The organism is Pseudomonas umsongensis (genome assembly GCF_002236105.1).
Taxonomy (GTDB): Bacteria; Pseudomonadota; Gammaproteobacteria; order Pseudomonadales; family Pseudomonadaceae; genus Aquipseudomonas; species Aquipseudomonas umsongensis.
In genome coordinates, this window is record NZ_NIWU01000001.1 from 2,051,944 (window position 1) to 2,076,728 (window position 24,785).

A 24,785-nucleotide genomic window follows, 5' to 3' on the forward strand; every position below is an offset into this window, starting at 1 on the left:
GGACGCTCCGCGTTCGGCTCTTAAAGGGACGCGGAGCGTCCCGGGCTGCATTCCCACGCAGAGCGTGGGAACGATCAGACCTCAAGGCCTGGCGAGCAGATGACTCATCGCCGCCTTCAGCTTCATCGGCCGCACCGGTTTGTGCATCAGGGTATGGCCCAGTTCGCGGATCTGCTGTTTGAGTTCATTGCTGTAGTTGGCGGTGATCATCATGGCCGGGATCGCACAAGCGCGGCGAGCATTGATCCGCGCGACGGCATCGACGCCGTTCTGGTCATTGTCCAGGTGATAGTCGGCAATCAACAGGTCGGCGCCGGCATGGTAGTTGTCCACCTGCCGTGCCAAGTCCTCTTCCGACAATGCCGTCACCACGCGACACCCCCATCCTTCCAGCAACGTGCGCATCCCGGCGCAAATGGTCGCGTCGTTGTCCAGCACCCAGACCCGCGCGCCGCGCAGCCGTTCGAGCATCGGCTCGCTCATCAGCAGGTTCGGCAATGGCTTGGGTGCGGTGGCGCTGATCGGCACTTCCACTGAAAACATCGAGCCCCGGCCAGGCCACGAACGCACGTGAATGCGGTGGCCGAGAATGCCGGCGATTTTCTCGACAATCGCCAAGCCAAGGCCCAGGCCACGGTCCTGATCCGGGCGTTGCACATCACCGCGCTTGAACTCCTGGAAGATTTCTTCCAGGCGATTTTCAGCGATGCCCATCCCGCTGTCCCAGACCTGAATCGACAGGCTTTGCTCATGACGCCGACAACCCAGCACCACGCGACCGCTGTAGGTATAACGAATAGCGTTGCTCAACAGATTGCGCAGGATGCGCGCCAGCAACTGGATGTCGCTGCGTACCAGGGCCGAACAGGCGATGAAATGCAGTTGCAGGCCTTCGCTGCGCGCCACCTGGGTGTATTCGGCGGCGAGGTTTTCCAGCAGTTCGCTCAAGGCGAACGGCGCAACATCGGCCTTGATCACACCGGCATCGAGCTTGGAAATATCCACCAGGGTGCCCAACAGGCTCTCCACATCTTCCAGTGAGTTGCTGACATTGCGCACCAGGTTCTCGTTGGCAATCGGCTCGCGTCGCTCCAGCAAGGCACTGGTGAACAACCGCGCGGCATTCAGCGGTTGCAGCAGGTCGTGACTGACGGCGGCGAGAAACTTGGTTTTCGACAGGTTGGCCTGTTCCGCTTCCAGCTTGGCCTCACGCAAGCGTGATTCGACCCGGCGGCGTTCTTCGATTTCGCGCAGCAACTGGTCGTTGAGATGGGTCAGTTCGGCGGTGCGCTCACGCACACGCAGTTCGAGATTCTGATAAGCCTGGTGCAGCGCCTCGGCGGTACGGCGGCGCTCGGTGATGTCGCGGATCAACACGAAGATCCCCACCACCTCGCCGCTGGCCAGGCGATTGGGCACATAGGAGCGCAACATGTAGCGCTCCTGGTTGTTGACGTTGGTCTCGGCGAATTCGAAGGTCACGCTCTCCCCGGCCAGCGCTCGGGCCACGTAGGACTCCAGGCGCTGGTAATGCTGCTCGCTGTGCACTTCGCGCAGGCTCTGGCCGAGCATCACGCCGCGCGGCCAGCAGTACCATTCTTCGTAGACCTTATTGGTGAACTCGTAGACCAGATCGGCATTGAGGTAGGCGATCAATGCCGGCACATGGTCGGTGATCAAGCGAATCCAGCGCTCGCTTTCGCTCAGGGCTTCGGCGTGCTGGTAGCGCTCGGTGATGTCGGTGAAGGTGTTGACGAAACCGCCGGTGGGCAACGGATGGGTGCGGATTTCCAGGACCCGGCCGTCGCACAGGCGCTGTTCGCACTCCTGCACGGGGCGCCCATTCGGACCGCGACTGGCCGGGGTGAGCAGGGTCAGTTCGCTGTCGGCTATGACTTCGGCAAAGGGCCGATGGGCGGCCACCGGTGCCAAGCCGCTGAGCTCGAGGAAGCGCCGGTTCCACAGTTCGAGAATGCCCTCGGCATTGACCATCGCCACCCCTTGGGACAGGTTGTCGACCGCCCGTTGCAGCAAGTGCGACTTCTGCGCCACCGCCTGTTCCCGGCGCACGGTCTCGCTGAGCTTGACGTCGGTGATGTCGGTAAACAGGATCACCCGCCCACCTTCCTGGGTCGGCCGTTCGCTGACTTGCAGCCAGCGACCGTCCTGCAGGCGGTACAGCAGGTTTTCGTCGGCATGCCCGCGAGGCTCTTCGGTAAACAACCCGTTGCTCTGCATCAGGCGCTTGACCTCGGTCAAACGCATGCCGGCATTGATCCGTACCCGGCTGTTGCTCCAGAACGCCTTGAAGCGGCTGTTGAACAGGACAATGCGCTGCTCGGCATCGAACAGCACGAAGGCATCGGAAATGCTCTCGATGGCATCGATCAGGTGTTGATGGGCCGTTTCGGCACGCAGGCGCGCGTCGCTGAGCAAATGATTGCCCGCCTTGAGTTCGGCCATGGCCTGGTTCAAGGCATCGGTGCGTTCACGCACCTGCTCGGCCAGCACCACCGAATGCTGGAAGGCTGCGTACGGATCGTTGCCGCGGGTGATGCCGGACTCGATGCGTTCGATCAGCGCCGCATTGATGCGTTGCAGTTTCTGATTGTCGTTTTGCAGGACGGCGATTTGCGCCCGCAGTTCAGCGCTGTCCACGGGACCGGCCGCGTGCAATGGCAACGCCGGTGAAGGTCTGGTTGATGTGCATGCCATTGAACTGTTCTCCGTAGGAGTTGAACCCCATCACCCGCTGTTCGCGCAAAAAACTGCCGATCTGCTCCAGGCTGCCGTTGTCCTCCAACTCCAGGCGCCTGAGGAAACAGTCACAACCAATGGTCAGCAACAGATCGCCGAGCCGTTGCTGCAAGCCGTCGAACAGGCTCTGCAGATTCGGCAGCAGCGGGCCCGGGGTCATGGCGGTGAGCACGATGCCGTTCTCCACCGCGCAGTAAAAACTCAGGCTCAGGTCCGGATGAACCTGTTGGATGGCGCGCACGTAATACTGCTCGTTGATCCGCACCGCCAACGGGTGCGCGGCGAAGACCCGGTGGTCGAGTTGGCCCACCGGCACGCCGATGTGCCGGGCGTACTCGGCGGCGGCCGGCTCGGCGTTGAGTTCGAAGACCCGCCGCGAGGCGCTGTCCGCGCCGGTGACCACCAGTTTCTCCGCTCGCGGCAGAATGTGGTGGGTGGTGAACACTTCAAAGTCCAGCCAGGTATTGACCAGCACCACCACCGCCGCGCCGCTGTGGAAACCGCCGCCTGAGTAGACATGGGTGTGGGTCAGGTAGTTGTCGTCTCCGGCCGAGCCGCCAAAGTGCGGGATGTCGCCCAGCGCCGCACTCAAGGCGGCCAGGACCATTTCTTCGCGGCTGGACAGGCCATCAAGCAACGTCAGGGCAAAGCTGTTGCCCTTGATGGGTGCCAGGGTGTTGCTGCGACAGCCGTTGACCAGGCGCTCGACCATCTGCTGAGCGTCGATCAGGCTGAAGTGCTCCATCTCGTCGATCAGTTCCAGGGCGATGGAAAAGTACCGATGATCAAAACCCACCGCCGTCACGCAATTGCGCCCATATCCCTGCGCAGTGATTTCCCCGGCGCTGGTGCAACCCGCCAGGCGTATGCCGCCGAAGCCTTGCTGCAACGCCTGGCCCAACCCCTGCAAATCGTACTCGGCGGAACAGAAAAACAGCACGAAGCCCAGGTGCGGATGCAGCAACTGCCGCGCCAGCTCCTGCGCCACCTGCTGCGGATCGGTGGCCTGGGACATCGCACTGACGATCCCTTCGTTCTGGACCTGCTGCATCGTCGCCCCTCGCAGGTGCGTGTGTGTGAGGCACGAGTGTACGAAGCCAGCCGAGTGCCACGAATGCTACTTGGGTAGCAGGTAGGCGCTTCAATGGGATGAGACTTGTGCCGCAGATCCAGCAGATAGTTAAATCCTTGTGGGAGCGAGCCTGCTCGCGAATGCTCTCTTGCAGTCAATAATGATGTTGCCTGAGACACCGAATTCGCGAGCAGGCTCGCTCCCACAGTGGATAGTCACGTAGCCACTACCAGGTCAACACCGCGCCGACTGCAACGGTATCGGTGTCTTCGTTCTGCGCACTGCTGTCATGCCCGTTGATTTCGAACTGGTTGTACTCGGCCACCAGCTTGAGGTTGTCGTTCACGTCATGGAACAGCGCGATGCCGCGGGTCTCGTAGTCCGCGCCACTGCCGACCACGCCGTTGCCATCGTCATTGGTCTTGCCGTAGGACAAGGCCAGGCGGTTCTTGCCCAGTTTGTAGGAGCCCTGCAACAGGTACCCGTCACTGTCGACGTTGCGCAGGGTCGGTTCGCCGGCGTTGTTGGTGAAAAACGGGTTGATGCCCTTGGCCTGGAAGCCCGACCCGGTCAGGGACAAGCCACCCATTTTTGCCTGCACGCCATAACCGACGCCTTTGGAGGTGACGGTGTCGACGCTGGAATCGGTATTGTCCGAGGTCTGGTAGCTGCCGTTGACCCAGCTGTAGATCTTCGCCCCGGCGAGGTCGAACTGATAGGTGATCTCGCTCTCGGTGCGCGGATTTTCCTGGTAGGCCTTGCCGGTCGGGCTGCTGTCATTGGTGTCCACCGGGTCCATGATTCCCACCGCCACGCGCAGTCCATCCATCACCGGCGTGCGGTAGGTGATCTGCGAGGTCGGGAACGGATAGGGATAACCGGTGCCGATGTTGCCGAACGACACCCCGCCACCATCCACCAGCCCCAGGGTATCGCTGACCTGGCCGTAGCCGGCGAGCAGCTCATCGAGCAGGATGTTGGAGCGGGCGAACAGGCCGAAGTCCTTGCCGATCAGCACTTCCCCCCACTCGGGGTTGGCCACGGTGCCGTAGAACTGCCGCACATCGATGGCAGTGTCGGTGCCATTGGTTTCACTGTCGTTGATGGTGACCCAGAACGAGGCACGGGCACCCAGCTTGAGATCATCGACCTGCTTGCCCATGTTGAAGCCCAGGTAGTTGGGCAGGAAGCCCATTTTCACCCGCGATTGACGGCGGTCGTACTGATCCCCTTCGCGGTCGACATCGCTGTTCACATAGAAGGCGTTGATGTAGCCGTCGGTGGAGAACGTGGTCTGGTCCTTGTCGTACAGCATGATTTCGGCTTCGGCCGTGGCACTCATGCCGAGGGCAGACAGGCTGGCGATCAAGGCCGGTAAAAAACGATGCGTGAAGTTCTTATTGTTGTGCATGGCGCGCTCCGCGACTGGGACGAGGTGTCGGAGGCGATTATCGAAAGCTGGCAGGCGGCGCCATACGCTGCCTTGGGGGTGGTTTCGAGGTGCTTTGGAATGGCCGCAAGCGCGCGGCAACTGTGGCGTAAGACCGCCGGTCGGCAGGGCTCACAACTTAGGGTGTAGGCCTGTACGCCCATCGAAAAGCCCGGTTCTTGCGACCCGGGCTTTTCCTGCATCGACTGCACGATTGCGGCATCTGCCGGCGTTAGAAACTCGCCTTGACCGACAACATGAAGTTGCGTGGATCACCGTAGTAGTTGCCGAACGTCTCAGTGCCGATGGTGGCGTAGTAGCGCTTGTCGAACAGGTTGTTGCCGTTGAGCGCGACCGACCAGGTGTCGTCGATGCGGTAGCCGATGCGGCCGTTCCAGATCGCATAGCCTGACTGGCTGATTTTCTCACCACTTGAAGGTGAAACACGGAAGTTATCGCTTTGCGCGTTGACCCCTGCACCCAGGGTGAATCGCTCAAGCGAGCCACTCAGGGCGTAATCGCCCCACATCCGCAACATATGCCGCGGCACATAACTGTTGAACGCTGCGCCGTTCAGGCTGGTGTCGATATCGTCGAGCGTCTTGGTCTGGGTATAGGTGTAACCCGCCAGCACTTGCAGGCGCTCAATGACTTCACCGCTGATCTCGGCTTCGAAACCCTGGGCGCGAACCTTGCCAGCATTGACGTAGCAGTAGCCGTCGGACGACGGGCAGGACGAGTTGTAGTCAGTCTGCGCCTGGTCCTTCTGGATCGTGCGGAACAGGTTGAAGGCGCTGTTCAGTCGACCGTCGTACCAGGCGCCCTTGATCCCCAGCTCATAGCTCTGGCCCACGAGCGGCTTGAGCGCAGCACCGTCTTCTGAGCGGTAATTGCCTTGCGGGGTAAAGATTTCCGAATAGCTGGCGTAGGCGGTCAGGTTTTCGTTCAGGTCCAGCAGCACACCGGCAAACGGCGTCACTTGCCCGGTCTCTGTGGTGCTGGCGTGCTCCGAAGTGCCTGTGTTGATGAAGTCGTAGTCGGTATCGGAGTTGTACCAGCTCACCCGGCCGCCAACGACAACGGTCAGTGGATCAGCCAGTTTCAAGCGCAGTGTCGAGTAAATGCCCTTCTGCCTGGTGACTGAGTCGACCGGACCGCCGCGAGATGAATTGTCGATGAAGTAGCTGTCATCCGGCTCCGGAATATACTTGTCGGGGTTGAACACATTCTGGCGCTGCGGCAGGAACGCCACCGAGTAGAAGTCGTTCTTTTTCGAACGGCTGGCATTGAAACCCACCACCAGTTCATGGCGTTGACCGAACGCGTCGAACTTGCCGTCGACGTAGGCATCCAGGCCGTAATCAACCTGATCGTAATCGTACATGCTGCCCAGCATGCCGGTGGTATCGGTGCCGGGCGTCACGGCGCCGGAAGCGAATGCGTACTTGATGTCCTGGGTGTTTTTTGTATAGACACTGGCGACCTTCAAGGCCCAGTCGTCGTTGAGCTGGTGACTCAGGTCGCTGAAGACCGTGGTGCGCTGGCTACGCCAGGTGTTCCACGCAGGATCGAGGCAGGTCGAGCGGCTGAGCTTCAAGTCGCTGCGGTCCTTGTAACGCGGCAGGCCTCCCCAGCAAGGGCTGGCATCCACGTCTTCATAGGCAACCCCCAGGCCGAGCGTGGTGTCGGGGCTCAGGTCAAGGTCCAGCGCGCCGTAATACACCTGGTCCTTGCGACTGGCGTCGTCGACGAAATAGTGCCGGCTCTGCTCCGCGACCACCGCCCGGCCGCGCAAGGTGCCGGATTCGTTCAGCGGGCCACCGGTATCGACCTGTCCGCGATAGTTGTCCCAGCTGCCACCGGACAGCGTGATGTCCGTGTGCGCGGCAGCCTGGCCGCGTTTGCGCACGAAGTTCACCCCGCCGGCGGTGCCACCCGCGCCTTTCATCATGCCCGCGGCGCCGCGCAGAATTTCCACCCGGTCGTAATACGCCATGTCGCCGCTGAAACTGTCTGCCTGGACATAGAGGTTGCCCATGTCCAGGGGCACACCGTCGTACTGATACTGGCCCGACATGCGGAACCCGCGCGAGTAGAAGTACTTGCCGCCCATGGTCGAGTCGTAGACGGTGATGCCCGGGGTCTTTTCCATGACCTGGTCGATGGTGTTCAGGTTCTGGTCATCGAGCATCTTGCGCGTCATCACCGTGACCGATTGCGGCGTTTCCCTGAGCGAGTGCTCACCCTTGCCGATGGTGACCGCTCCGGTGGTGTACGAGCCGCTGTTTTCGGTGGTCGCGCCCAGCACCTGGCCATTGATGTTGGTCGCGCCCAGTTCCAGCGCCGAACCGACTTGCGGAACCGGCCGCAGCACATACGTACCGTTAGCCTGCGGTTCGGCCTGCAGTCCGCTACCCGCCAGAATCCGCGCAAACCCTTCGCTGACACCAAACACTCCCTGGAGCCCTGGAGATTTCAAGCGATCGGTTTGTCGCGCATCGAACGAAAGCGCAGCACCCGCCGCGCTGGCGAAATGACTGAGGACTTCAGTCAGGCTGCCGCCTGCGATGTCAAAGGACTTGACCGAGTTTTGCTGTTGCGCCGGCAACTGCACCGCCAACGCTACGCTTGACCAGACACCCGCCGTCGTTGCCACCAATAGCCCGAACTTTACTGCGGCCGCCAAACGACCCGGCTTGTACACCCGTAACATGCTTCCCCTCCCCCAAAGCCGATCTGTAAAAACTCATTGAGGGATGAGCCGAACGATGTGCATCAATAGTGCAAAACGCTGACAAACTTTTTTCAACTCACTATGAAAGCGTGGTGGCAGGCGACGACACATCGACCCAATACCGGCTGTACCGAGTGACCTGTAGCGCGAAACCACTCTCCAGCGCAGCCAGCGCCAGGTCAGTGTCATCAATGGGAAAAGCGCCGGAGACTTTCAGTTGGGCAATTCGCGGATCGCAGCGCAGTACACCTGGGCGGTAGCGCGAAAGGTCGTCCAGCAACTCGGCCAGGGGACGATTGATGGCGATGATGCTTCCCTGTTGCCAGGCACCGACCGAAGCATCGTTGCGCCGTACAACGCCCAATGAGCGGCCATCGAAGTCCAGGGACTGGCCGGCTTCCACACGCACCGTCGAGCCAGCGCCAGCCGAACGGACCTCGACGGCCTTCTCGATTACCGCCACGCCAGCGCCCTGCTCATCGCAGCGGACGATAAAACGCGTGCCGAGCGCCAACACTTCTGCATGACGAGTGAGCACCTTGAACGGCCGCTGCAAGGGATCGACCGCGGTTGTCACTCGTATCTCGCCCCGCAACAGGTCGAGTACACGGTGACGACCGTCGAAGCGAAGGTTGACCGACGTATCGGTGTTAAGTAGCAACGCGCTGCCATCGGCCAAACGAAACTCACGGCGCTCACCCACTGCGGTGCGAAAATCGGCAAACAGGTTGCGCGAGGTCTCGCTGTACCAGCCCAGCCCGCCCAGCGAACCGGCTGACACGAGCACCAGCACACTGCGCAATACCTGGCGCCGGGATCGATCAGCGCCACGCAAGGCTGGCGCAGCCAATGAGCCCGGCACACTGGCCATCTGCTCGCCCACGTCGAGCATTCGCTGCCAGGCTTGGCGATGGTCAGGGTCGCAAGCCAGCCAGTCTTTCCAGGCTGCCAGATCCGCATCGGTGGCGATATCCGACCGAAGTCGGGCATACCACCGGGCAGCGGCGCCAATCGCCTTCAACTCAGCGGGCGAAAGGCTCACGCCAGTTGCAGCCGAATCTGCATCAAACAGCAATGCTCCATGGCCTTGGCCATGTAGTTGTTGACTGTGCGCGTGCTGATGTTCAAGCGCTCGGCGATCTGCGGGTAGGTCAGCCCGTCGAACTGCGACAGGATGAACGCCTGCTTGACCTTGGTCCCCAATCCTTGAAGCAGGCGGTCGATTTCCATCAGGGCTTGCAACAGGATCGCCTGTTCCTCCAATGAAGGTTGCTGCCATTCGGGCATGGCGGCCAAGGCTTCCAGGTAGGACTGTTCCAGCGAACGGCGGCGAAACAGATCGATCAGCAAGCCCTTGGCGATCATCGACAGGTAGGGCCGTGGCTCGCGAATCTCCAGCGCGTTTCGCGCCTTGATGACCCGAACGAACGTGTCCTGCGCCAGGTCCGCCGCATCGAAAGCATTGCCCAGACGCTTGCGCAGCCAGCCCTTGAGCCAACCGTGATGGTCGCAATACAGGTCATTGACAGCGTTGCGCAGGGATAAATCGTTGGCGGACATGACGATGGAATAATTCGCGAGTGATAATGACTCGCATTGTCATGCGTGCGCAGGGTGATTTGCAATAGCCACTGTGGCCTGTAGGAGCCAGCGGGCGGCAAAGCACGATAACGCGGTATTACTGATACACCACAGCGCCTGGTTCGCGGGCAAGCCTCGCTCCTACAGGCGAAGAACGAGGGCAAGGCAAGGGCGACGCTGATATCATTGAAGAACTTACAAGCCAGGTGGAAAAACATGAACCGTCAGAAAAAGCTGAAGCAGTTGTTCAAGGAGAAGGCCAAAAAGGCCAGCGCCAAACTGGCGCCGAAAAAGCCTAAATACATCAGCAAGGCCGACCGATTGAAACTGGCTGCCGAAGCTGACGCCTCGATCAGTTCCCCTAGCGAAAATTGATCCAGTTGGGGGCGCTCGAACTCATGGCCACACAGCTCGCGTAGCGCTTGCAGGCCTTGACGCTGGCCGGTTCCGGCGGCACGGAAAACAGTACGGTAAACACCAGGAAAAACAGGACCAAAAAAGGGATGTAGTAGGCGAGAAGACTTTTTATTTTCATTGTCTGTGCTCTCATGACCTTTGAATCGAAACTGCGTTAGCAGTGCCTTGGGAACGGCGCCTTTCCGCGACGGATGGGGTTCTCGGCAAGGCGCCCTGTTGCTCTGTCAGCGCTCGTCCACCGTGATGAACTCGCGACGCTCGGCCATGAACGCGGGCACGTCGTCCTCGTCGGTGAAGAACTGCTCGTACCACTCGCGCAACTGATAGACCGGGCCGTCGGTTTCGGCCAGCACTGGCTTGTCGATGCGGATCTTGTGCTTCCAGATCACCACGTCCTGATAGAACGAATCGCGGTTGCCCTGGACATAGGCCCTGGCCACTTCCTGGTTCTGCTCTTCGGTCCAGCCCGGCACCCTCTTGACCATGCAACCAAAGCGCAGGTCGAAGCTGTTGGGTGTCACCGGCACGTGGCTGTTAAGCAGGATGGCGTGGATGCGCACATCGCCGAACATCGAGCTGATATGGGTGAAGTGGGTCGCCGGGCCGTAGTAGGCCGATGGCGCGATCAGGTCGCCGCCCAGGCGCTCGGAGTCGCCATGGAAAATCTGATGGCCGATGTGCCCTTCGAAGACGTTGGCGAAGTACTTGGTCGGCGTACCGTGCACCGGCCCGAAGTGCTGGGCATCCACCAGGTTATCGACCAACTCCCGTGGGTTGGTTTCGATGTGCATGGTGTCGATGTTCCAGTCATGCACCCAGTCCGGATCGTCCATTTCGGGCAGGTGCGGAATGACCACGCCGTCTTTCGGCGCACGGCCTTCGGGGTTGTTCCAGACGAACAGCAGGTTGTTTTCCTCGCAGCTCAACCAACTGCGGGTCTTGGCCTTGGGTGGAATGCGCTTGCAGTAAGGGATCTCCACGCATTTACCACCGGTGTCGTACTTCCAGTGGTGGAACGGGCAAACCAGCCTGTCGTTCTCGACGGTGCCCTGGGACAGGTCGGCGCCCATGTGCGGGCAATAGGCATCCAGGATGCTGATGGTGCCCTGGCTGTCGGCAAAGGCCACCAGGCGGGTGCCGAAGATTTCCAGGGTGTGGGGCTTGCCATCACGGTAGTCGGCGGCATTGCCCAGGCAGTGCCAGCCGCGCGCGTAACGGTGGGTACGCTGGGCGTTCTCGATGTTGAGTTCAGCGAGTTTCGTCATTGTTATTGTTCCTCGATTACAGACTTCGGGGCAGGCTATGCCCCCAAGAAAATCAGGGTGATCCCATGGCAAGCATCATTGAGCAGCCTTGCCGGGAGAACATCCTTCAGTTGGACTAGATCAAACGCGAACCACTCTCAATGGGCGCCCCTGTCTCCACGGGCGCCACGCGGGGTGGTTACTGGCCGAAGCGGCGAGCGGCCTCCGGGCCGAAGTCCCGGGGGCTGAAACCGGTTTTGTTCAACAGGTAGCCGTTGCGCTGTTCGTTGATCAGGTTGAACGCCAGGTAGCTGCCGGCATTGAGGTCGTAGTACAGGCCCACGCCCGCTTGCGGCCGCTGGCTTTCGTAGGCGTAGAAATAGTTGACCATCGAAGTGCGCCACAGCTCGCCACGGTTGTCGTAGTTGTCGGCGAGCATCGGGAACCAGGTGTCTTCGTCGATGTACAGCTTGCGTTTGCCATATAGATGGCGGAAGCCCGGCTTGAGCGTGCCTTCCAGCTCCCAGACCCGATGGCGCTCAAAACGCATGGCATCCGGGTTGATGTGGCCGGGAGTCAGCAGGTTGGCATACTTGAGGTTGGCGGCATGCAGGCGGTAGGTATTGTAGGGAATGAACATCTCGCGCTTGCCGACGATCTTCCAGTCATAACGTTGCCCCGAACCGTTGAACAGGCGTACCTCGTCGACGGTGATGGAACCACCGCTGCCCGGGAACGACATGTCGAAGCCATACCCCGGTGACTGACGCACGCGGCGGGTACCCGGATCGTAGCGCCAGGACTGGCGCGGTTCAGTCTTGTCGTTCCAGAATTCGGTGCCGGTGTTGATCTCACCCTTGTCCCGTTGCGGCAGCAGGGTTTCATTGAGATAAAACGACGAGTTGCCAGTGGTATCCCCAATCTTGTCCGGTTCGAGCCCTGGCGCCAAGTTGCGCGAATGCACGCGGCCCCAGTTGATGTTGCCGTCCTTGAGTACGTAGGCGTTGTCGGAGATGTACTCCTCGGTCCAGGCCCTCAAGGTAAAGGTCGAGGCATTCTTCAACAGTTCCAGGCCGCTACGCGGCACCGGGAAAGCGGTGCCGCCGGTCTTGCCGACCACCCCTTCGCCATCATCGACCAGCCGCGCCACCTTGGCATTCTCTTTGGTGGCCTGGCAGACCGCGTCGTTGAAGCGAAAATCCCGGCGCGTGGGGTAAACCGGTATTTTGTAGGTGGCCGGGTACAGTTTGAACAGGGCTTTCTGCCCATCGGACAAGTAGTCATTGTATTGGCCGATGTTCTGCGCGGTCACCACGAACAGCGGCTTGTCGTCCGGGTACGGGTCCACCGGGTGGTTGCCGGTGCCCTTGAAATCAACGTGGGGTGGAACACCCAGCCACTTGCCGCTGAACGGCGGAATGCTGCCGTCGGCATTACCGGCCTTTTCCGCGCCCAGGCACGTCAAGTCCTTGCCCAGGCGCTCGACGTCCTCTGGCGCGGCATGCACCGTGCCGATGGCACAGCATCCCAACAACAACGCCAAGGCCCAGCTTGGGGACTGATTACTGCCGTTCATTTTTATTCTCCTTATTCACGTTCGCAACGGTTGCCCAGTATCGACAGGCGAGGAACCCGGCAGCATCGTCCGCACGGACTAACGCGTTTTGGCACTGGCCGGGTTCACCACCGGCTGCGGTGCCCCCAGGGCCACCACGCTGTTGAGCATGATCCGCACCAGTTCGGTCTGGCGCCGCACGCCGGTCTTGGAGAAGATCGAACGCAGGTGGGCGCGGGCGGTGTTGCGGCGGATATTGAGGATTTCCGAGGCTTCCTCCAGCGACAGGCCGTTGGCCAGTTCCAGGGCCAGCGTGGTTTCCGCCGGGGTCAGGTTGTACAGTTGCGAAGTCAGCACCGTGCTCACCAGCGACTTGCTTACCGCATCGCGCACATACACCACCACCGTGGGCTTGCCGTTACCTTCGAGCAGTTCCTGGGACGGGATCAACTCCACCACCACCCCCAGGCTGACCTGACCCGAGGGGCGGGATATCGACGTCGCCTCCGCCACCTGCACGCCCTTGCCCACGCCCTGTTTGGCGCGCTGGAAGGCATTGCGCACCAGGCGCGCCAACTCGCGATTATCACTGGGGTAAGTCGCTTCCAGCCGCCCGCCCACCACCTTGAGGCCGTCCTGGCTGTCGAGAATCTCCCGGGCCACGGGATTGAGTTGCAGCACACTGCCGGTTTCATCGAGCACGAAAGTCGCCACCGCCAGGCGGCTGATCGTCTGCGAATACAGGCTGCCCAGCGACTCACTGCGATCGAGCAGCGAATGCATGTGCAGGGCCCGGCGCAAATGCGGCAACAGCATCGCGCACAGGGCCCGTTCAAGGGCGCTGAAAGCCGGGTGCCCCTGGGGTCGATTGATCCGCAAGCGCACCGTGCCGCCATCCGGCATGCGGATATCGGCACCGAGCATGTGGTAGCAATCGTGGGGTTGGCAAAACAGCAGGTAGAACGCCGAACTGGACCATTCGGCATCGCTCATCAGTTCATCGACGGTGAACACCGTATCGGTGGGCAGGCCGTCGAACAGAGTGGATTTGGCGTAGTAGGCATAATGGTTGATACCGCCCTCCCCGAGTTCGACATCGCCCGCCACCACCATAGGCGACAACAACGGCTCATCCTGGACCCGCAAAATCAAGGTCACGAAATTGGCCTTGAACAAGGTTCTCAACTCGCGCAAAGACTCGTTCAGGCAGCGGGTGTCCATCGCCGAATCGTAGATGTTGCCAATAATCCGTTCGTACTCGGCCAAGTCCAGGCCCATTTGCGCCAGGACCTGTGCATTGGGCACACAACTTTGCATAACCATTCCCCAGCAGAGGACCCGACTGGCGGGCCCCCATGGATTTAATCGACAGAACGTCGGTGTCCCGCTGGCCTCATGGCAGCTCGAACAGGCCGGCGGCGCCCATGCCACCACCGATGCACATGGCAACCACTACATAACGCACACCGCGCCGCCGTCCCTCGAGCAACGCGTGGCCGACCATCCGCGCGCCGGACATGCCAAACGGGTGACCAATGGCAATCGCCCCGCCGTTGACGTTCAGGCGCTCTGCCGGGATCTGCAGCGCATCGCGGCAATGCAGCACCTGGCTGGCAAAAGCCTCGTTGATCTCCCACAGGCCGATGTCCTTCACGCTCAGGCCAAAGCGCTTGAGCAGCTTGGGAATGGCGATCACCGGGCCGATGCCCATTTCCTCCGGCGCACAACCACCCACGGCAATGCCGCGGTAGATGCCCAGTGGCGTCAACCCGCGGCGCTTGGCTTCGGCCCGGCTCATCAGCAGGCTGGCGGCGGCACCGTCGGAGAATTGCGAGGCGTTGCCGGCCGTGACGAACTCGCCCTGCTCGATCCAGCTGCCGTCCTTCCACACCGGTTTCAATGCCGCCAGGTCTTCCAGGCGCGTATTGGGACGGTTGCACTCGTCCTTGACCACCTGCACGCGTTCATGGCCATTGGGCTGGCCATCGGCGAACAGTAATTTATCCACGCTCAGGCCGACGATCTCATCGTCGAACAAGCCGTCTCGCTGCGCGGCGGCGGTGCGCAGCTGGCTCTGCAGCGAATACTCATCCTGGGCGGCGCGGCTGATGCCATAGCGGCGCGACACGATCTCAGCGGTCTCGATCATCGGGATATAGGCGCTGGGCATCACCTGCAGCACCGCTTCGGATCGGGCGCGATAGGCGTTCTTGTGTTTGGTCTGGGTCAGCGACAGGGACTCCACGCCGCCGCCGATGGCGATGCTCATCTCGCCGGTCATGATGCCTTTGGCGGCCATGCCGATGCTCATCAGGCCCGAGGCGCACATGCGGTCCACGGCCATGCCCGGCACGCTGTCCGGCAAACCGCCGGTGTAGGCGCAGAGCCGACCGATGTTGAAGCCCTGGGTGCCTTGCTGCACCGACGCGCCCATGATCACATCCTCTACATCGGCAGGCTCGATGCCGGCGCGTTCGACCACCGCGCGCACCACATGGCCGCCCAGCACCGGGGCCTCGGTATCGTTGAACGATCCGCGAAACGACTTGGCCAGCGCGGTACGGGCGGTGGCGACGATGACGACTTCATTCAGGTCCATGGGTACTCACTCGCAAATGGGGTTGAAGGTGTAGCGGCTGATGGTGTCGATCACGCAGCCGGGACGGGCCTGGCCTTCGACTTCAACGGTGATGCGCACCGTCAGTTGCACGGCATCGCCCAGTGGTTCGGCGCGGATGATCTGGCCGCTGCCCCGCACCCGCGAGTCGACCTTGACCGGCGCCGGGAAGCGCACCCGGTCGCTGCCGTAGTTGACCCCCATCGCCATGTTTTCAATGATCAGCAACTGCGGCATGAACAGGTTCGCCAGCGATTGGGTCAGGTAGCCGTGGGCAATGCAGGCACCAAACGGGCCACTGGCGGCGCGCACCGGGTCGACGTGAATCCACTGGTGATCGCTGGTGGCTTCGGCGAACAGATCGATGCGCTGCTGGCTGATGGTCAGCCATTCGGTGTGGCCCAGGTCCAGGCCCTCGGCCGCAAGCAACGCCTGGGCACTGCTGAAAACGTGACTCATGCGCCCATCCTCAAGCTTGTTGTGAACTGACGGACAACACTTCGCCCACCATGTAGGAGGCATAGTCGCTGGCCAGGAACATCATCACGTTGGCCACTTCCCAGACTTCGGCAGCGCGACCGAACGCCTCGCGCCCCGCCAGGCTGGCGAGCAACTCTTCGCTGGAGGCTTTCTTGAGAAAATCGTGCAAGGCAATCGACGGTGAAACCGCGTTGATGCGTACGCCGAACTCGGCAGCTTCCAGGGCGCTGCAGCGAGTCAGGGCCATTACTCCGGCCTTGGCAGCGGCGTAATGGGCCTGTTCCTTCTGTGCCCGCCAGCCGAGCACCGAGGCGTTGTTGACGATGGCCCCGGCGCCACGGCGTTGCATGTGCGGCAACATCGCCCGGGTCATGCGGAAGGTGCCGGTCAAGGTCACGTCCAGCACCCGAAGCCATTCTTCGTCGCTCATCTCCACCACGCGTTTCTGACCACCCAGGCCCGCGTTGTTGATCAGCACATCGACCCCGCCCAGCGCCTCTTCGGCCGCCGTCACCAGGGCCTGGACTTCGTCTTCGACGGTGACATTGCACAACTGGCCATAAATCGCCTGCAGGCCAGTCTCAGCCTTGAGCCGCTCCACCGCTTCCTCCAGGCGCCGCGGATGCACATCGGAAATCATCAACGCCCGACAACCTTCCTCGGCACTGCGCCGGGCCGCCGAATAACCGATACCGGCACCCGCGGCAGCGGTGATCAGCACCGACTTGCCGACCAGCAATTGATGACCGGGAACATAAGGGGGGGCTTGTTTCACAGCGTCTACCTCCGAAGAAATCAATACGCTGCAGTTGTACGCAGGGAGTTGCGTGGGCACATCGTCAAAATGGGGTAGAAAGGCCGTGGCGCAATCCCTTGCTCCATTACACCTAAGCCTGTCCGTTAATCTGTGACTACCGACGTTGATCCATGCCGCGTTAAAGCCTGGGGGAGAGTTTTTGGGAGTACATATCCATTGCTGCGGTAACGGCGGCTTATGGTTTCGCTCTTACAGCGACTCCCTTTTTCAAACGCCAAAAAGGAAGCAAAAGGCTTTGCCCCACCACTCGGTGCCTCGCCAGGGCTCGGCATGCCCTCTCTCCGGCATTGCTCCGTGGGTCGCCGCGATGGGCCATCCCTGGCCCAGCGCGGCTAAACCGGCGTCCTGCCGGTTTACCCACTGCGCAATGCCTGCGTTCGGCCATCGTGGTTAACGGGGCGCCCAGATCAAAAACAAAAGCGAGGCGGCCTGACAGCCGACCTGATCTTTGCAGATACCCCCCATCCCCTGTAGGAGCCAGGCTTGCCGGCGAAGAACGATAACGCGGTACAACAGACACACCGCAGCGTCTGGTTCGCCGGCAAGCCTGGCTCCTACAAGGGAAACGCATACGGCTCCCGATCAGGTCGGCTGTCAGGCCGCCTCGCTTTGGCTTTTGCTCTGCTTTGGCTTTTGATTTTCTTGCCCCATCGAGAGGCCGAGTGGAGGTTCTGCGCAGTGGGTAAACCGGCATGGATGCCGGTTTAGCCGCGCTGGGCCAAGGATGGCCCATCGCGGCGGGCCCACGGAGCAGGACCGGAGCGAGGGCATGCCGAGCATTAGCGAGGCACCGAACGCCAGGGGCAAGAGCCCTTGGTTACTTGGGGCTTTTCCAAGTGACTCGCCGTAAGGGCGAAACCATAAGCCGCCGTTACCGCAGCAATGGATATGTACTCCGTCAACAAACAATAGGTCGGCTGTCAGGGTGGCTTCGCTGGCAAGCCAGCTCCTACAATTGATCAGGACATTCAGCTCCCCCAGACTTTCTGCGCCTTCGGCGCTTCAGCAAGAATTGCATCCACCGCCGCGCCGATCTCTTCGACTTTCCACAACGCGCCCTTGTCGCAGGTAACGCCCGTGCGCCAGCCATCGCCCAGGGAGATGCGACCGCCCTGGCTTTCGAAGACCTGGCCGGTGACGTGGGCCGACGCCGGGCTGCCCAGCCACACCACCAGCGGCGCGACGTTCTCTGCAGCCCAGGCGTCGAAGCTGCCGTCCTCGGGTTTCTTCACCACGTCGGGCATGGCGCTCTCGGTCATCGAGGTGCGTGCGGCCGGCGCCAGTGCGTTGGCAGTGACGCCATAGCGCGCCAGTTCCGCCGCCTGCACCAGGGTCAGCGAGGCGATTCCGCCCTTGGCCGCCGAATAATTGGACTGCCCCACCGAGCCCTGTAACCCGGCGCCGGAGCTGGTGTTGATGATCCGCGCGTCCACCGGCGTGCCGGCCTTGGCCAGGTCGCGCCAGCGGCGGCCGAGGATGTTGGCCAGGCAATAATGGCCCTTGAGGTGGACGCGCATGACCATGTCCCAGTCTTCTTCACTGAGGCTGATGAACATGCGGTCGCGCAACACGCCGGCGTTGTTGATCAGCACATGCACTTCACCGAACGCCGCCAGTGCCGCATCGACGATGCGCTGCGCGGTGGCCAGGGTGGTGATGTCATCGCTGTTGGCGATGGCCTGGCCACCGTTGGCGCGAATCTCCCCTGCCACATCTTCTGCGGCCTCGGCGCGAATATCGTTGACCACTACATTGGCCCCTTGCGCGGCGAACGCCAGCGCGTAGGCGCGACCGAGGCCACCGCCGGCCCCGGTGATGATCACGGTGCGGTCTGCACACATAGCCATGTTTGACTCCTTGAGAATTTGTGTGGCCGCGCGCCCGAAGCGGCGGCCCGCATGAAAAATTACAGGCGTTCGATAATGGTCACGTTGGCCTGCCCGCCGCCTTCACACATGGTTTGCAGGCCGTAGCGACCGCCGCTGCATTCCAGTTCGTTGAGCAGCGTGGTCATCAAGCGTGCGCCGGTGGCGCCCAGCGGATGACCGAGGGCAATCGCGCCGCCGTTGACGTTGGTGCGCGCCGGGTCGTAATCGAGCTCCTTGGCCCAGGCCATGACCACCGAGGCGAAGGCTTCGTTGATCTCGACCCGATCGATGTCGCCCATGCTCAGGCCACTCTTGGCCAAGGCCCGGCGGGTGGCGGCGATCGGTGCGGTGAGGTGCCAGATCGGATCGTCACCGAGCACCGTCAGGTGATGAATCCGCGCCCGTGGCGTCAGGTCGTAGCGCTTGAGCGCCGCCTCGGACACCACCAGCAGTGCCGCCGAGGCGTCGCAGGTCTGGCTGGACACGGCGGCGGTGATCGACGGGAACTGCGGGTCCACCGGTTGCAACTCGGCCATCTTCGCCAGGCTGCTGTGGCGCGGCGTTTCATCCACCGCCAGGCCTTGGCAGCTGACGATTTCCCGGGCGAATCGGCCACTGGCGATGGCCGCCAGGGCGCGTTCGTGGCTCTGCAGGGCAAAGGCTTCCATCTGCTCGCGGCTGATCTGCCAATGATCGGCGATCCGTTGCGCGGCGTAGAACTGGTTGACGGGCTGCTGGCCAAACCGCGCACGCCAGCCAACGCTGCCCGAGAACGGATCGGCAAAGCCCAGGGGCTGGCCGGCCAGCATCGCGGAGGAAATCGGAATCTGGGTCATCGTCTGTACCCCACCCACCGCGACCACATCCTGGGTGCCGCTCATGACCGCCTGCGCGGCGAAATGCAGCGCCTGTTGCGACGAACCACACTGACGATCCACGGTGGTGCCGGGCACCGTCAGCGGCAAGCCGGCGGCCAGCCAGCTGGTGCGGGCGATATCGCCGGCCTGGGAACCGATGGTGTCGACGCAACCGAATATCACGTCGTCGTAGTCTTCGGCGGGGATCACGTTGCGCGCCACCAGCGCCTTGAGCACATGGGCGCCCAGGTCAATGGCGTGGATCTCGCTCAATGAGCCCTTGCGTTTGCCGGTGGGGCTGCGCAGTGCATCAACAATGTAGGCCTGTGCCATGACTCATTCCTCGAAAGTATGCCCCGGCCCCAGGCCGGTGGCGTCGGCGAACAGGTAGTCGCTGACACGGGTTTTGTGAAAGCCGCGGTCGCCCCAGGACGCATCGAGGGCCCAGGCACGTTTCATGAACATCTGCAAATCCACCTCCCAGGTGTACCCCATCGCACCATGCACCTGGATACCCTTGCGCGCGGCGAGCCAGCTCGCTTCGTTGGCCGCCAGGCGCGCTTGCGAGACCCAGGCGCCCGCGTTGACGTCACCCCGCGCCAAGGCATGGGCCGCGCGGTACAGCACCGGCTTGGCCTGTTCGATGTAGCGGGCGACATCGGCGAGGTGATGCTTGACCGCCTGGAAGCTGCCGATCGGCTTGCCGAACTGTTTGCGCTGGGCCACGTAGTCCACCGACAGGTCGAGCATGCGCTGCGCCAGCCCCAGCAGTTGCCCGGCCACCGACAGTGCACCGCGGTCCAGCAGGTGCGCCTGCAAGGTCCGTCCCTGCTCGCCACTGGCCACGCAGGTGGTCGGCGACGGGGTCCAGGTCACCCGCCCAAGGCGTCGCGAGGCATCGATGCTCGGGTGGTTTTCCACCTCGACCTCGGAGCGTGGCACCACATGGATGTCATCGCCATCGGTGAGGATCAACACTTCGGCCAATTGCGCATCACTGACCAGCGCATTGACCGGATGACTGACCGCCAGGCGCAAGCTGCCATCGGCGATACGCGGCAACAGGTCGGCGCGGGCCGGATGCTGCGCCGGCAGAGCGGCGAGCAAGCCGCTGGCGACATAGGCGGTGTCGGCCAATGAGTCGGGAATGGCGTAGTAACCCAGCTCCTGGGTCATCAGGGCCCAGGTCACATCGTCCATGCCCAGGCCGCCTTCGGCCTCGGGCACCGACAAGGCAGTCAGGCCCTGGCCGGCGATCTTGTTGCGCAAGTCGCGGGAGCGCCCGGCATCGGTCTCCCAGATTTCCCGGAGCATTTCCGGGGCGGCTTCGGTCATCAGGAAACGACTGATGGCTTCGTGGAATGCCAGCTGGTCATCGTTGAAAGTGAAGTCCATGGCGGTTCCTTATTTCGGCAAACCGAGCATGCGCTCGGCAATGATGTTGCGCTGGATTTCGTTGGTGCCGGCATAGATCGGCCCGGACTGGGCAAACAGGAAACCCTCCAGCCAACCCGCCGCATCGCCCGCCTGCGCGCCTTTTGCAACCAGCTCGCCACGCGTACCGAGAATGCGCATGGCGGTCTCGTGCATCTTCAGGTCCAGCTCCGACCAGATGATCTTGTTGATGCTCGATTCGGCGCCGATCTGCTCGCCCCGGCTCAAGCGCCCGACGGTGTGGTAGGCCGACAACGCATAGGCCTCGGCACCCATCCAAGTCTCCAGCACGGCATCGCGCAGGCCCGGATCGCGGTCGGCGCTGGCGCGGTTGGCTTTGTACAGCTCGACCAGCTTGCGTGCCGTGGCCTGGAAGCGCGCCGGTGAACGCAGCAGCAGGCCGCGCTCGAAACCGGCGGTGGCCATCGCCACGTGCCAACCCTGCCCCTCGGCGCCGATGCGGTTGGCCACCGGCACCCGCACGTCGTCGAAAAACACCTCGGCGAAAGCGTCCTTGCCGTTGAGCGCCTTGATCGGGCGAATGCTCACCCCCGGCGTATCGAGCGGCACCATGATGAAGGACAGGCCGTGGTGACGGGCCGACCCCGGCTCGCTGCGGAACAGGCCGAACAGCCAGTCGGCGTAGATCGCCCGGGTCGACCAGGTTTTCTGCCCGTTGATCACGTAATGGTCGCCGTCGAGCAGCGCTTTGCTGGTGATCGCCGCCATGTCGGAGCCGGCGTTGGGCTCCGACCAGCCTTGCGCCCACATGTCCAGGCTGGCCGCCATGCGCGGCAGGAAACGCTGCTTCTGCTCCGGGGTACCGAATTCCATCAGGGTCGGGCCCAGCAACAGCTGGCCGTTCTGGTTGACGCGCATCGGCGCGCCGGCACCGTAATACTCTTCTTCGAAGATCAGCCACTCGATCAAATCGCTGCCGCGACCGCCCAGTTCGGCTGGCCACATCACCATCGACCAGCGGCTCTCGAATAGCGTGGCCTCCCAGGCGCGGTGCTGCTCGAAGCCTTCGCGGGTGTCGTAGCTGGCCAAGGGTTCACGGGGCACATTGGCCGCCAACCAGGCCCGTACTTCGGCGCGGAAGGCGTTTTGCTTGGAGGTATAAGTCAGGTCCATGGCGTTATCTCAGAACTTGGCGTCGCGTTTTTCGACGAAGGCCCGCCGCGTTTCCGCGGAGTCCGGGCTGCTGTAGGCCTGCATGGTGAAGCCCTGTTCCCAGCGGTATTTATCTTCCAGGTTGCCGTCTTCGATACCGTTCAAGGCTTCCTTGGCAATGCGGATCATGCCCGGGCTCTTCTCGGCGATTTTCGCCGCGATGCCCAAGGCGGTTTCGCGCAACTGGTCCTTGCTGACAATGCGTTCGATAAAGCCGTACTGCAGGGCTTCAGGGGCGCCGATGCTGTCCCCGGTAAAGAACAGGTAACGAACTTTTTGTACCGGGAACAGCCGTTGCAAGTGCGCACCGCCGCCCATGGCGCCACGGTCGACTTCGGGCAGAGCGAAGGTCGCGCATTCGGAGGCGACGACGATGTCCGCCGCCCCGGTGATGCCGATACCACCGCCCAGGACAAAACCATGGACCGCGACAATCACCGGCACCGGGTTGCGGTGCACGGCCTTGAAGGTGGCGTAGTTACCGGCGTTGACCTCGACGATTCGCTCCGGATGCTTGTCCAGTTCCTTGATGTCGACACCGGCGCAAAAACCGCGGCCTTCGGCGCGGATCACGATCACCCGCACCTCGGGATTGGCCCCGAGCGCTTCGATCTGTCGCGCCAGGGCATGCCATTCCTGGCTGTCGAGGGCATTAACCGGTGGCTTGGCGATCACCAGTTCAGCGATCCCCTGATTGAGTTGTGTCGTAAATGCCTGGTTCACAGGGGTTCTCCGATACTGGCGGGTTGATTCGTGGCGTGTGTCTGGCTGCGTGCCAGGAGCGCATCCAGGCAGTGCTGGGCCTCGCTGGCGATGCCTTCGATGACTTCGCGGCAACTGAGCAATTCGCCAATGGCTGCGGCGACCTGGCCGCTGGGCAGGATGCCCTCGTCCGGAGCGCCATCGACCATCGAGCGCTGCAACAGCACCGGCTGGTTGGCGGCCATCACCACCTGCGACAGTTGCGAGGGGTCTTCACGCAATGCGCGCAGGAAGACTGCAGCCATGTGCCCCAGGCTCATGCCGGTCTGCTGCTTCCACTGCCACGCGCTGCCCAGGGCTATGCGCAGGCGACCGAAGGGGCCCGCCTGTTCCAGGTGATTGATGAAGCGGTTTTCGATCATCCGGTGGCGCATGCCATCCACCGCCGTGGTCACGCGCACCAACTGCGGATCGTTGACCTTCAGGTAACGTTCGAGGGTCGCGGCCGGTGTCGGCGATTCGCGGGTCATGAGGAACCGCGTGCCCATGGCGATGCCGGCACCACCGGCAGCGAGCACCGAGGCCAGGCCACGGCCGGTGGCGAATCCTCCGGCCGCGATCACCGGTACCTTGACCGCCGCCAGCACCTGGGGCAGCAGGATCGAACTCGGTACGCCGCCAGTATGGCCGCCGCCCTCACCGCCCTGGATGGTGATCATGTCGGCGCCCAGTTCCACGGCCTTGAGCGCATGCTTGAGGGCGCCGACAGTTGGAATGCACAGCACCTTGGCCGCCTTGAAGCGGGCGATGGTCTGTTTGTCCGGACCGCGCCCGTAACTCACGGCGCGCAGACGGTACTTGATCGCCAGGTCGACGCACTGCGCGGCGTTGTCCTGGAACATATGGAAATTGAGCCCGAAGTTGCTGGCGCCAGTGGCGTCGATCACCTTGCGGATTTCGCCTTCCAGTTCGTCGGCCGCGATGGTCGCGCCAGCCAGGAAACCGAAGCCCCCGGCCTGGGTCGTGGCGATCACCAGGTTGGCGTCGGCGACCCACCCCATGGCGGTCTGCACGATCGGGTAACGGCAACCGAGGGCCTCGGTCAGTGGTGTATCCAGCCAGCGGTTCATTGGCTTTTGTCCTCGGCCTGCTTGTTGGCCCGGGCCATGCCCTTGGCGTCGAAGCCGCCCAGTTTGTCGCCGGACAACAGCTCGTTATGGGCATGGGCAAAGTGATGCCAGGCGAACACGGCATCCATCGCCGTGCGTTTGCCTTGCAGGTCTTCGACGTGGTTGATCGCCTGCTTGGTCAGGGCCAGGCCCATGCGCGGCTGACGGGCAATGCCGGCGGCCAGGGCATAGGTGGCCTGCTCCAGCTCATCACGGCTGACCAGGCGGTTGACCATGCCCACTTGCCAGGCTCGGGTGGCGCTCATGCGGTCGCCGGTGAAGAGGAATTCCTTGGCGATTCGCGGGTTCATTTCATAGGGATGGGCAAAATACTCGACCCCCGGAATACCCATGCGCACCACCGGGTCCTGGAAGAACGCGTCGTCGCTGGCAACGATCAGGTCGCAGACCCAGGCCAGCATCAGCCCGCCCGCCACGCACGCGCCATGGACCATGGCGATGGTCGGCTTGGGCAGTTCGCGCCAGCGTCGGCACATGCCCAGGTACACCTCCTGCTCACGGGCATACAGTTGCTCGCCACCGGGCTTGTTGGTGTGGTCCCACCACAGGTGCGCGCGCTCGAACGGCTTGTCGATATCCCGCCCCGGCGTGCCGATATCGTGGCCCGCCGAGAAGTGCTTGCCGTTGCCCCTGAGGACGATGACCTTGACGCTGTCATCGTTCACCGCCTGGCGGAAAAAGCCGTCCAGGGCGTAAGTCATCTGCGAGTTTTGCGCGTTGTTGAAGGTCGGCCGGTTCAGCGTCAACGTGGCAATACCCTCGGCCACGCTGTACAGCACCGGGGTGTCCGTCTCGTAGACGGCGTTGTCCTGGCGGACGATGAATTCACTGTCGCTGCTGTGCATGCTCGCCTCCTTG

At 62.4% G+C, this 24,785-nt stretch carries 21 protein-coding genes; 1 reads left to right on the plus strand and 20 read right to left on the minus strand.

The annotated features are described in order from the left end of the window. Nucleotides 1–81: 81 nt before the first annotated feature. The 6 genes from nahK to PSUM_RS09320 form a co-directional block, all read right to left on the minus strand. A complete protein-coding gene (gene nahK, locus PSUM_RS09295; RefSeq protein WP_083349402.1) occupies nucleotides 82–2,715 on the minus strand; it encodes a hybrid sensor histidine kinase/response regulator NahK/ErcS' in 2,634 nt (877 codons plus the stop codon). Continuing rightward, complete coding sequence (gene nosP / locus PSUM_RS09300) at nucleotides 2,645–3,808, minus strand: nitric oxide-sensing protein NosP (protein ID WP_020801027.1); 1,164 nt, start codon at nucleotides 3,806–3,808, stop codon at nucleotides 2,645–2,647. Before nosP ends, nahK begins: the two co-directional genes overlap by 71 nt. Nucleotides 3,809–4,055: 247 nt before the next feature. Then, complete coding sequence (locus PSUM_RS09305; protein WP_020801028.1) at nucleotides 4,056–5,240, minus strand: porin; 1,185 nt, start codon at nucleotides 5,238–5,240, stop codon at nucleotides 4,056–4,058. A 250-nt stretch (nucleotides 5,241–5,490) separates the two neighbouring features. Beyond that, the gene (locus PSUM_RS09310) at nucleotides 5,491–7,971 is read right to left on the minus strand and encodes a TonB-dependent siderophore receptor (protein WP_083349403.1); all 2,481 of its coding nucleotides are present in this window, start codon (nucleotides 7,969–7,971) and stop codon (nucleotides 5,491–5,493) included. A 100-nt stretch (nucleotides 7,972–8,071) separates the two neighbouring features. After that, entirely contained in the window at nucleotides 8,072–9,034 is a 963-nt protein-coding gene (locus PSUM_RS09315; protein ID WP_033042267.1) for a FecR domain-containing protein, read from the minus strand. Beyond that, complete coding sequence (locus PSUM_RS09320) at nucleotides 9,031–9,552, minus strand: sigma-70 family RNA polymerase sigma factor (protein ID WP_020801031.1); 522 nt, start codon at nucleotides 9,550–9,552, stop codon at nucleotides 9,031–9,033. The genes PSUM_RS09315 and PSUM_RS09320 overlap by 4 nt, the downstream gene beginning before the upstream one ends. 237 nt (nucleotides 9,553–9,789) lie before the next feature. Between PSUM_RS09320 and PSUM_RS09325 the strand changes: the two genes are divergently transcribed. Continuing rightward, nucleotides 9,790–9,948, plus strand: a complete 159-nt coding sequence (locus PSUM_RS09325) for a DUF2986 domain-containing protein (RefSeq protein WP_020801032.1) — start codon at nucleotides 9,790–9,792, stop codon at nucleotides 9,946–9,948. Here PSUM_RS09325 and PSUM_RS31820 read toward each other — a convergent pair. From PSUM_RS31820 to PSUM_RS09395, 14 genes are all read right to left on the minus strand, one after another. Next, a complete protein-coding gene (locus PSUM_RS31820) occupies nucleotides 9,935–10,108 on the minus strand; it encodes a hypothetical protein (protein ID WP_020801033.1) in 174 nt (57 codons plus the stop codon). The genes PSUM_RS09325 and PSUM_RS31820 overlap by 14 nt on opposite strands. A gap of 106 nt (nucleotides 10,109–10,214) precedes the next feature. After that, nucleotides 10,215–11,255 (minus strand): 3-ketosteroid-9-alpha-monooxygenase, oxygenase component, encoded by a 1,041-nt coding sequence (locus tag PSUM_RS09330; RefSeq protein ID WP_083349404.1) that lies wholly within the window; start codon nucleotides 11,253–11,255, stop codon nucleotides 10,215–10,217. Between the two features lie 178 nt (nucleotides 11,256–11,433). Next, nucleotides 11,434–12,810 (minus strand): DUF1329 domain-containing protein, encoded by a 1,377-nt coding sequence (locus PSUM_RS09335; protein WP_033042266.1) that lies wholly within the window; start codon nucleotides 12,808–12,810, stop codon nucleotides 11,434–11,436. A gap of 78 nt (nucleotides 12,811–12,888) precedes the next feature. Further along, complete coding sequence (locus PSUM_RS09340) at nucleotides 12,889–14,106, minus strand: helix-turn-helix transcriptional regulator (RefSeq protein ID WP_020801037.1); 1,218 nt, start codon at nucleotides 14,104–14,106, stop codon at nucleotides 12,889–12,891. 76 nt (nucleotides 14,107–14,182) lie between these two features. Then, nucleotides 14,183–15,388, minus strand: a complete 1,206-nt coding sequence (locus PSUM_RS09345; RefSeq protein ID WP_083349405.1) for an acetyl-CoA C-acyltransferase — start codon at nucleotides 15,386–15,388, stop codon at nucleotides 14,183–14,185. Between the two features lie 6 nt (nucleotides 15,389–15,394). Then, a complete protein-coding gene (locus PSUM_RS09350) occupies nucleotides 15,395–15,865 on the minus strand; it encodes a MaoC family dehydratase (RefSeq protein WP_020801039.1) in 471 nt (156 codons plus the stop codon). Nucleotides 15,866–15,875: 10 nt separating this feature from the next. After that, the gene (locus PSUM_RS09355) at nucleotides 15,876–16,661 is read right to left on the minus strand and encodes an SDR family oxidoreductase (protein ID WP_020801040.1); all 786 of its coding nucleotides are present in this window, start codon (nucleotides 16,659–16,661) and stop codon (nucleotides 15,876–15,878) included. Between the two features lie 1,010 nt (nucleotides 16,662–17,671). Continuing rightward, nucleotides 17,672–18,550 (minus strand): SDR family oxidoreductase, encoded by an 879-nt coding sequence (locus PSUM_RS09365; protein ID WP_033043317.1) that lies wholly within the window; start codon nucleotides 18,548–18,550, stop codon nucleotides 17,672–17,674. Nucleotides 18,551–18,609: 59 nt separating this feature from the next. Next, nucleotides 18,610–19,761, minus strand: a complete 1,152-nt coding sequence (locus tag PSUM_RS09370) for an acetyl-CoA C-acetyltransferase (protein WP_020796883.1) — start codon at nucleotides 19,759–19,761, stop codon at nucleotides 18,610–18,612. 3 nt (nucleotides 19,762–19,764) lie between these two features. Then, a complete protein-coding gene (locus tag PSUM_RS09375) occupies nucleotides 19,765–20,823 on the minus strand; it encodes an acyl-CoA dehydrogenase family protein (RefSeq protein WP_083349406.1) in 1,059 nt (352 codons plus the stop codon). Nucleotides 20,824–20,832: 9 nt separating this feature from the next. Continuing rightward, nucleotides 20,833–21,996: an acyl-CoA dehydrogenase family protein gene (locus PSUM_RS09380; RefSeq protein WP_033043316.1), complete on the minus strand. Its 1,164-nt coding sequence runs from the start codon at nucleotides 21,994–21,996 to the stop codon at nucleotides 20,833–20,835. 9 nt (nucleotides 21,997–22,005) lie between these two features. Beyond that, nucleotides 22,006–22,758, minus strand: a complete 753-nt coding sequence (locus PSUM_RS09385) for an enoyl-CoA hydratase family protein (RefSeq protein WP_020796880.1) — start codon at nucleotides 22,756–22,758, stop codon at nucleotides 22,006–22,008. Further along, on the minus strand, nucleotides 22,755–23,867 hold the full coding sequence (locus PSUM_RS09390; protein ID WP_020796879.1) for an NAD(P)H-dependent flavin oxidoreductase: 1,113 nt from the start codon (nucleotides 23,865–23,867) through the stop codon (nucleotides 22,755–22,757). The genes PSUM_RS09385 and PSUM_RS09390 overlap by 4 nt, the downstream gene beginning before the upstream one ends. Continuing rightward, nucleotides 23,864–24,772, minus strand: coding sequence for an enoyl-CoA hydratase (locus PSUM_RS09395; protein ID WP_020796878.1), 909 nt, complete (start codon nucleotides 24,770–24,772; stop codon nucleotides 23,864–23,866). Before PSUM_RS09395 ends, PSUM_RS09390 begins: the two co-directional genes overlap by 4 nt. Between the last annotated feature and the right edge of the window lie 13 nt (nucleotides 24,773–24,785).

Coding starts and splice junctions, on each gene's coding strand:
- nahK (WP_083349402.1), bottom strand. CDS start 2,715: ATGGCATGCACATCAACCAGACCTTCACCGGCGTTGCCATTGCACGCG.
- nosP (WP_020801027.1), bottom strand. CDS start 3,808: ATGCAGCAGGTCCAGAACGAAGGGATCGTCAGTGCGATGTCCCAGGCC.
- PSUM_RS09305 (WP_020801028.1), bottom strand. CDS start 5,240: ATGCACAACAATAAGAACTTCACGCATCGTTTTTTACCGGCCTTGATC.
- PSUM_RS09310 (WP_083349403.1), bottom strand. CDS start 7,971: ATGTTACGGGTGTACAAGCCGGGTCGTTTGGCGGCCGCAGTAAAGTTC.
- PSUM_RS09320 (WP_020801031.1), bottom strand. CDS start 9,552: ATGTCCGCCAACGATTTATCCCTGCGCAACGCTGTCAATGACCTGTAT.
- PSUM_RS09325 (WP_020801032.1), top strand. CDS start 9,790: ATGAACCGTCAGAAAAAGCTGAAGCAGTTGTTCAAGGAGAAGGCCAAA.
- PSUM_RS31820 (WP_020801033.1), bottom strand. CDS start 10,108: ATGAAAATAAAAAGTCTTCTCGCCTACTACATCCCTTTTTTGGTCCTG.
- PSUM_RS09330 (WP_083349404.1), bottom strand. CDS start 11,255: ATGACGAAACTCGCTGAACTCAACATCGAGAACGCCCAGCGTACCCAC.
- PSUM_RS09335 (WP_033042266.1), bottom strand. CDS start 12,810: ATGAACGGCAGTAATCAGTCCCCAAGCTGGGCCTTGGCGTTGTTGTTG.
- PSUM_RS09340 (WP_020801037.1), bottom strand. CDS start 14,106: ATGCAAAGTTGTGTGCCCAATGCACAGGTCCTGGCGCAAATGGGCCTG.
- PSUM_RS09345 (WP_083349405.1), bottom strand. CDS start 15,388: ATGGACCTGAATGAAGTCGTCATCGTCGCCACCGCCCGTACCGCGCTG.
- PSUM_RS09350 (WP_020801039.1), bottom strand. CDS start 15,865: ATGAGTCACGTTTTCAGCAGTGCCCAGGCGTTGCTTGCGGCCGAGGGC.
- PSUM_RS09365 (WP_033043317.1), bottom strand. CDS start 18,550: ATGGCTATGTGTGCAGACCGCACCGTGATCATCACCGGGGCCGGCGGT.
- PSUM_RS09370 (WP_020796883.1), bottom strand. CDS start 19,761: ATGGCACAGGCCTACATTGTTGATGCACTGCGCAGCCCCACCGGCAAA.
- PSUM_RS09375 (WP_083349406.1), bottom strand. CDS start 20,823: ATGGACTTCACTTTCAACGATGACCAGCTGGCATTCCACGAAGCCATC.
- PSUM_RS09380 (WP_033043316.1), bottom strand. CDS start 21,996: ATGGACCTGACTTATACCTCCAAGCAAAACGCCTTCCGCGCCGAAGTA.
- PSUM_RS09390 (WP_020796879.1), bottom strand. CDS start 23,867: ATGAACCGCTGGCTGGATACACCACTGACCGAGGCCCTCGGTTGCCGT.
- PSUM_RS09395 (WP_020796878.1), bottom strand. CDS start 24,772: ATGCACAGCAGCGACAGTGAATTCATCGTCCGCCAGGACAACGCCGTC.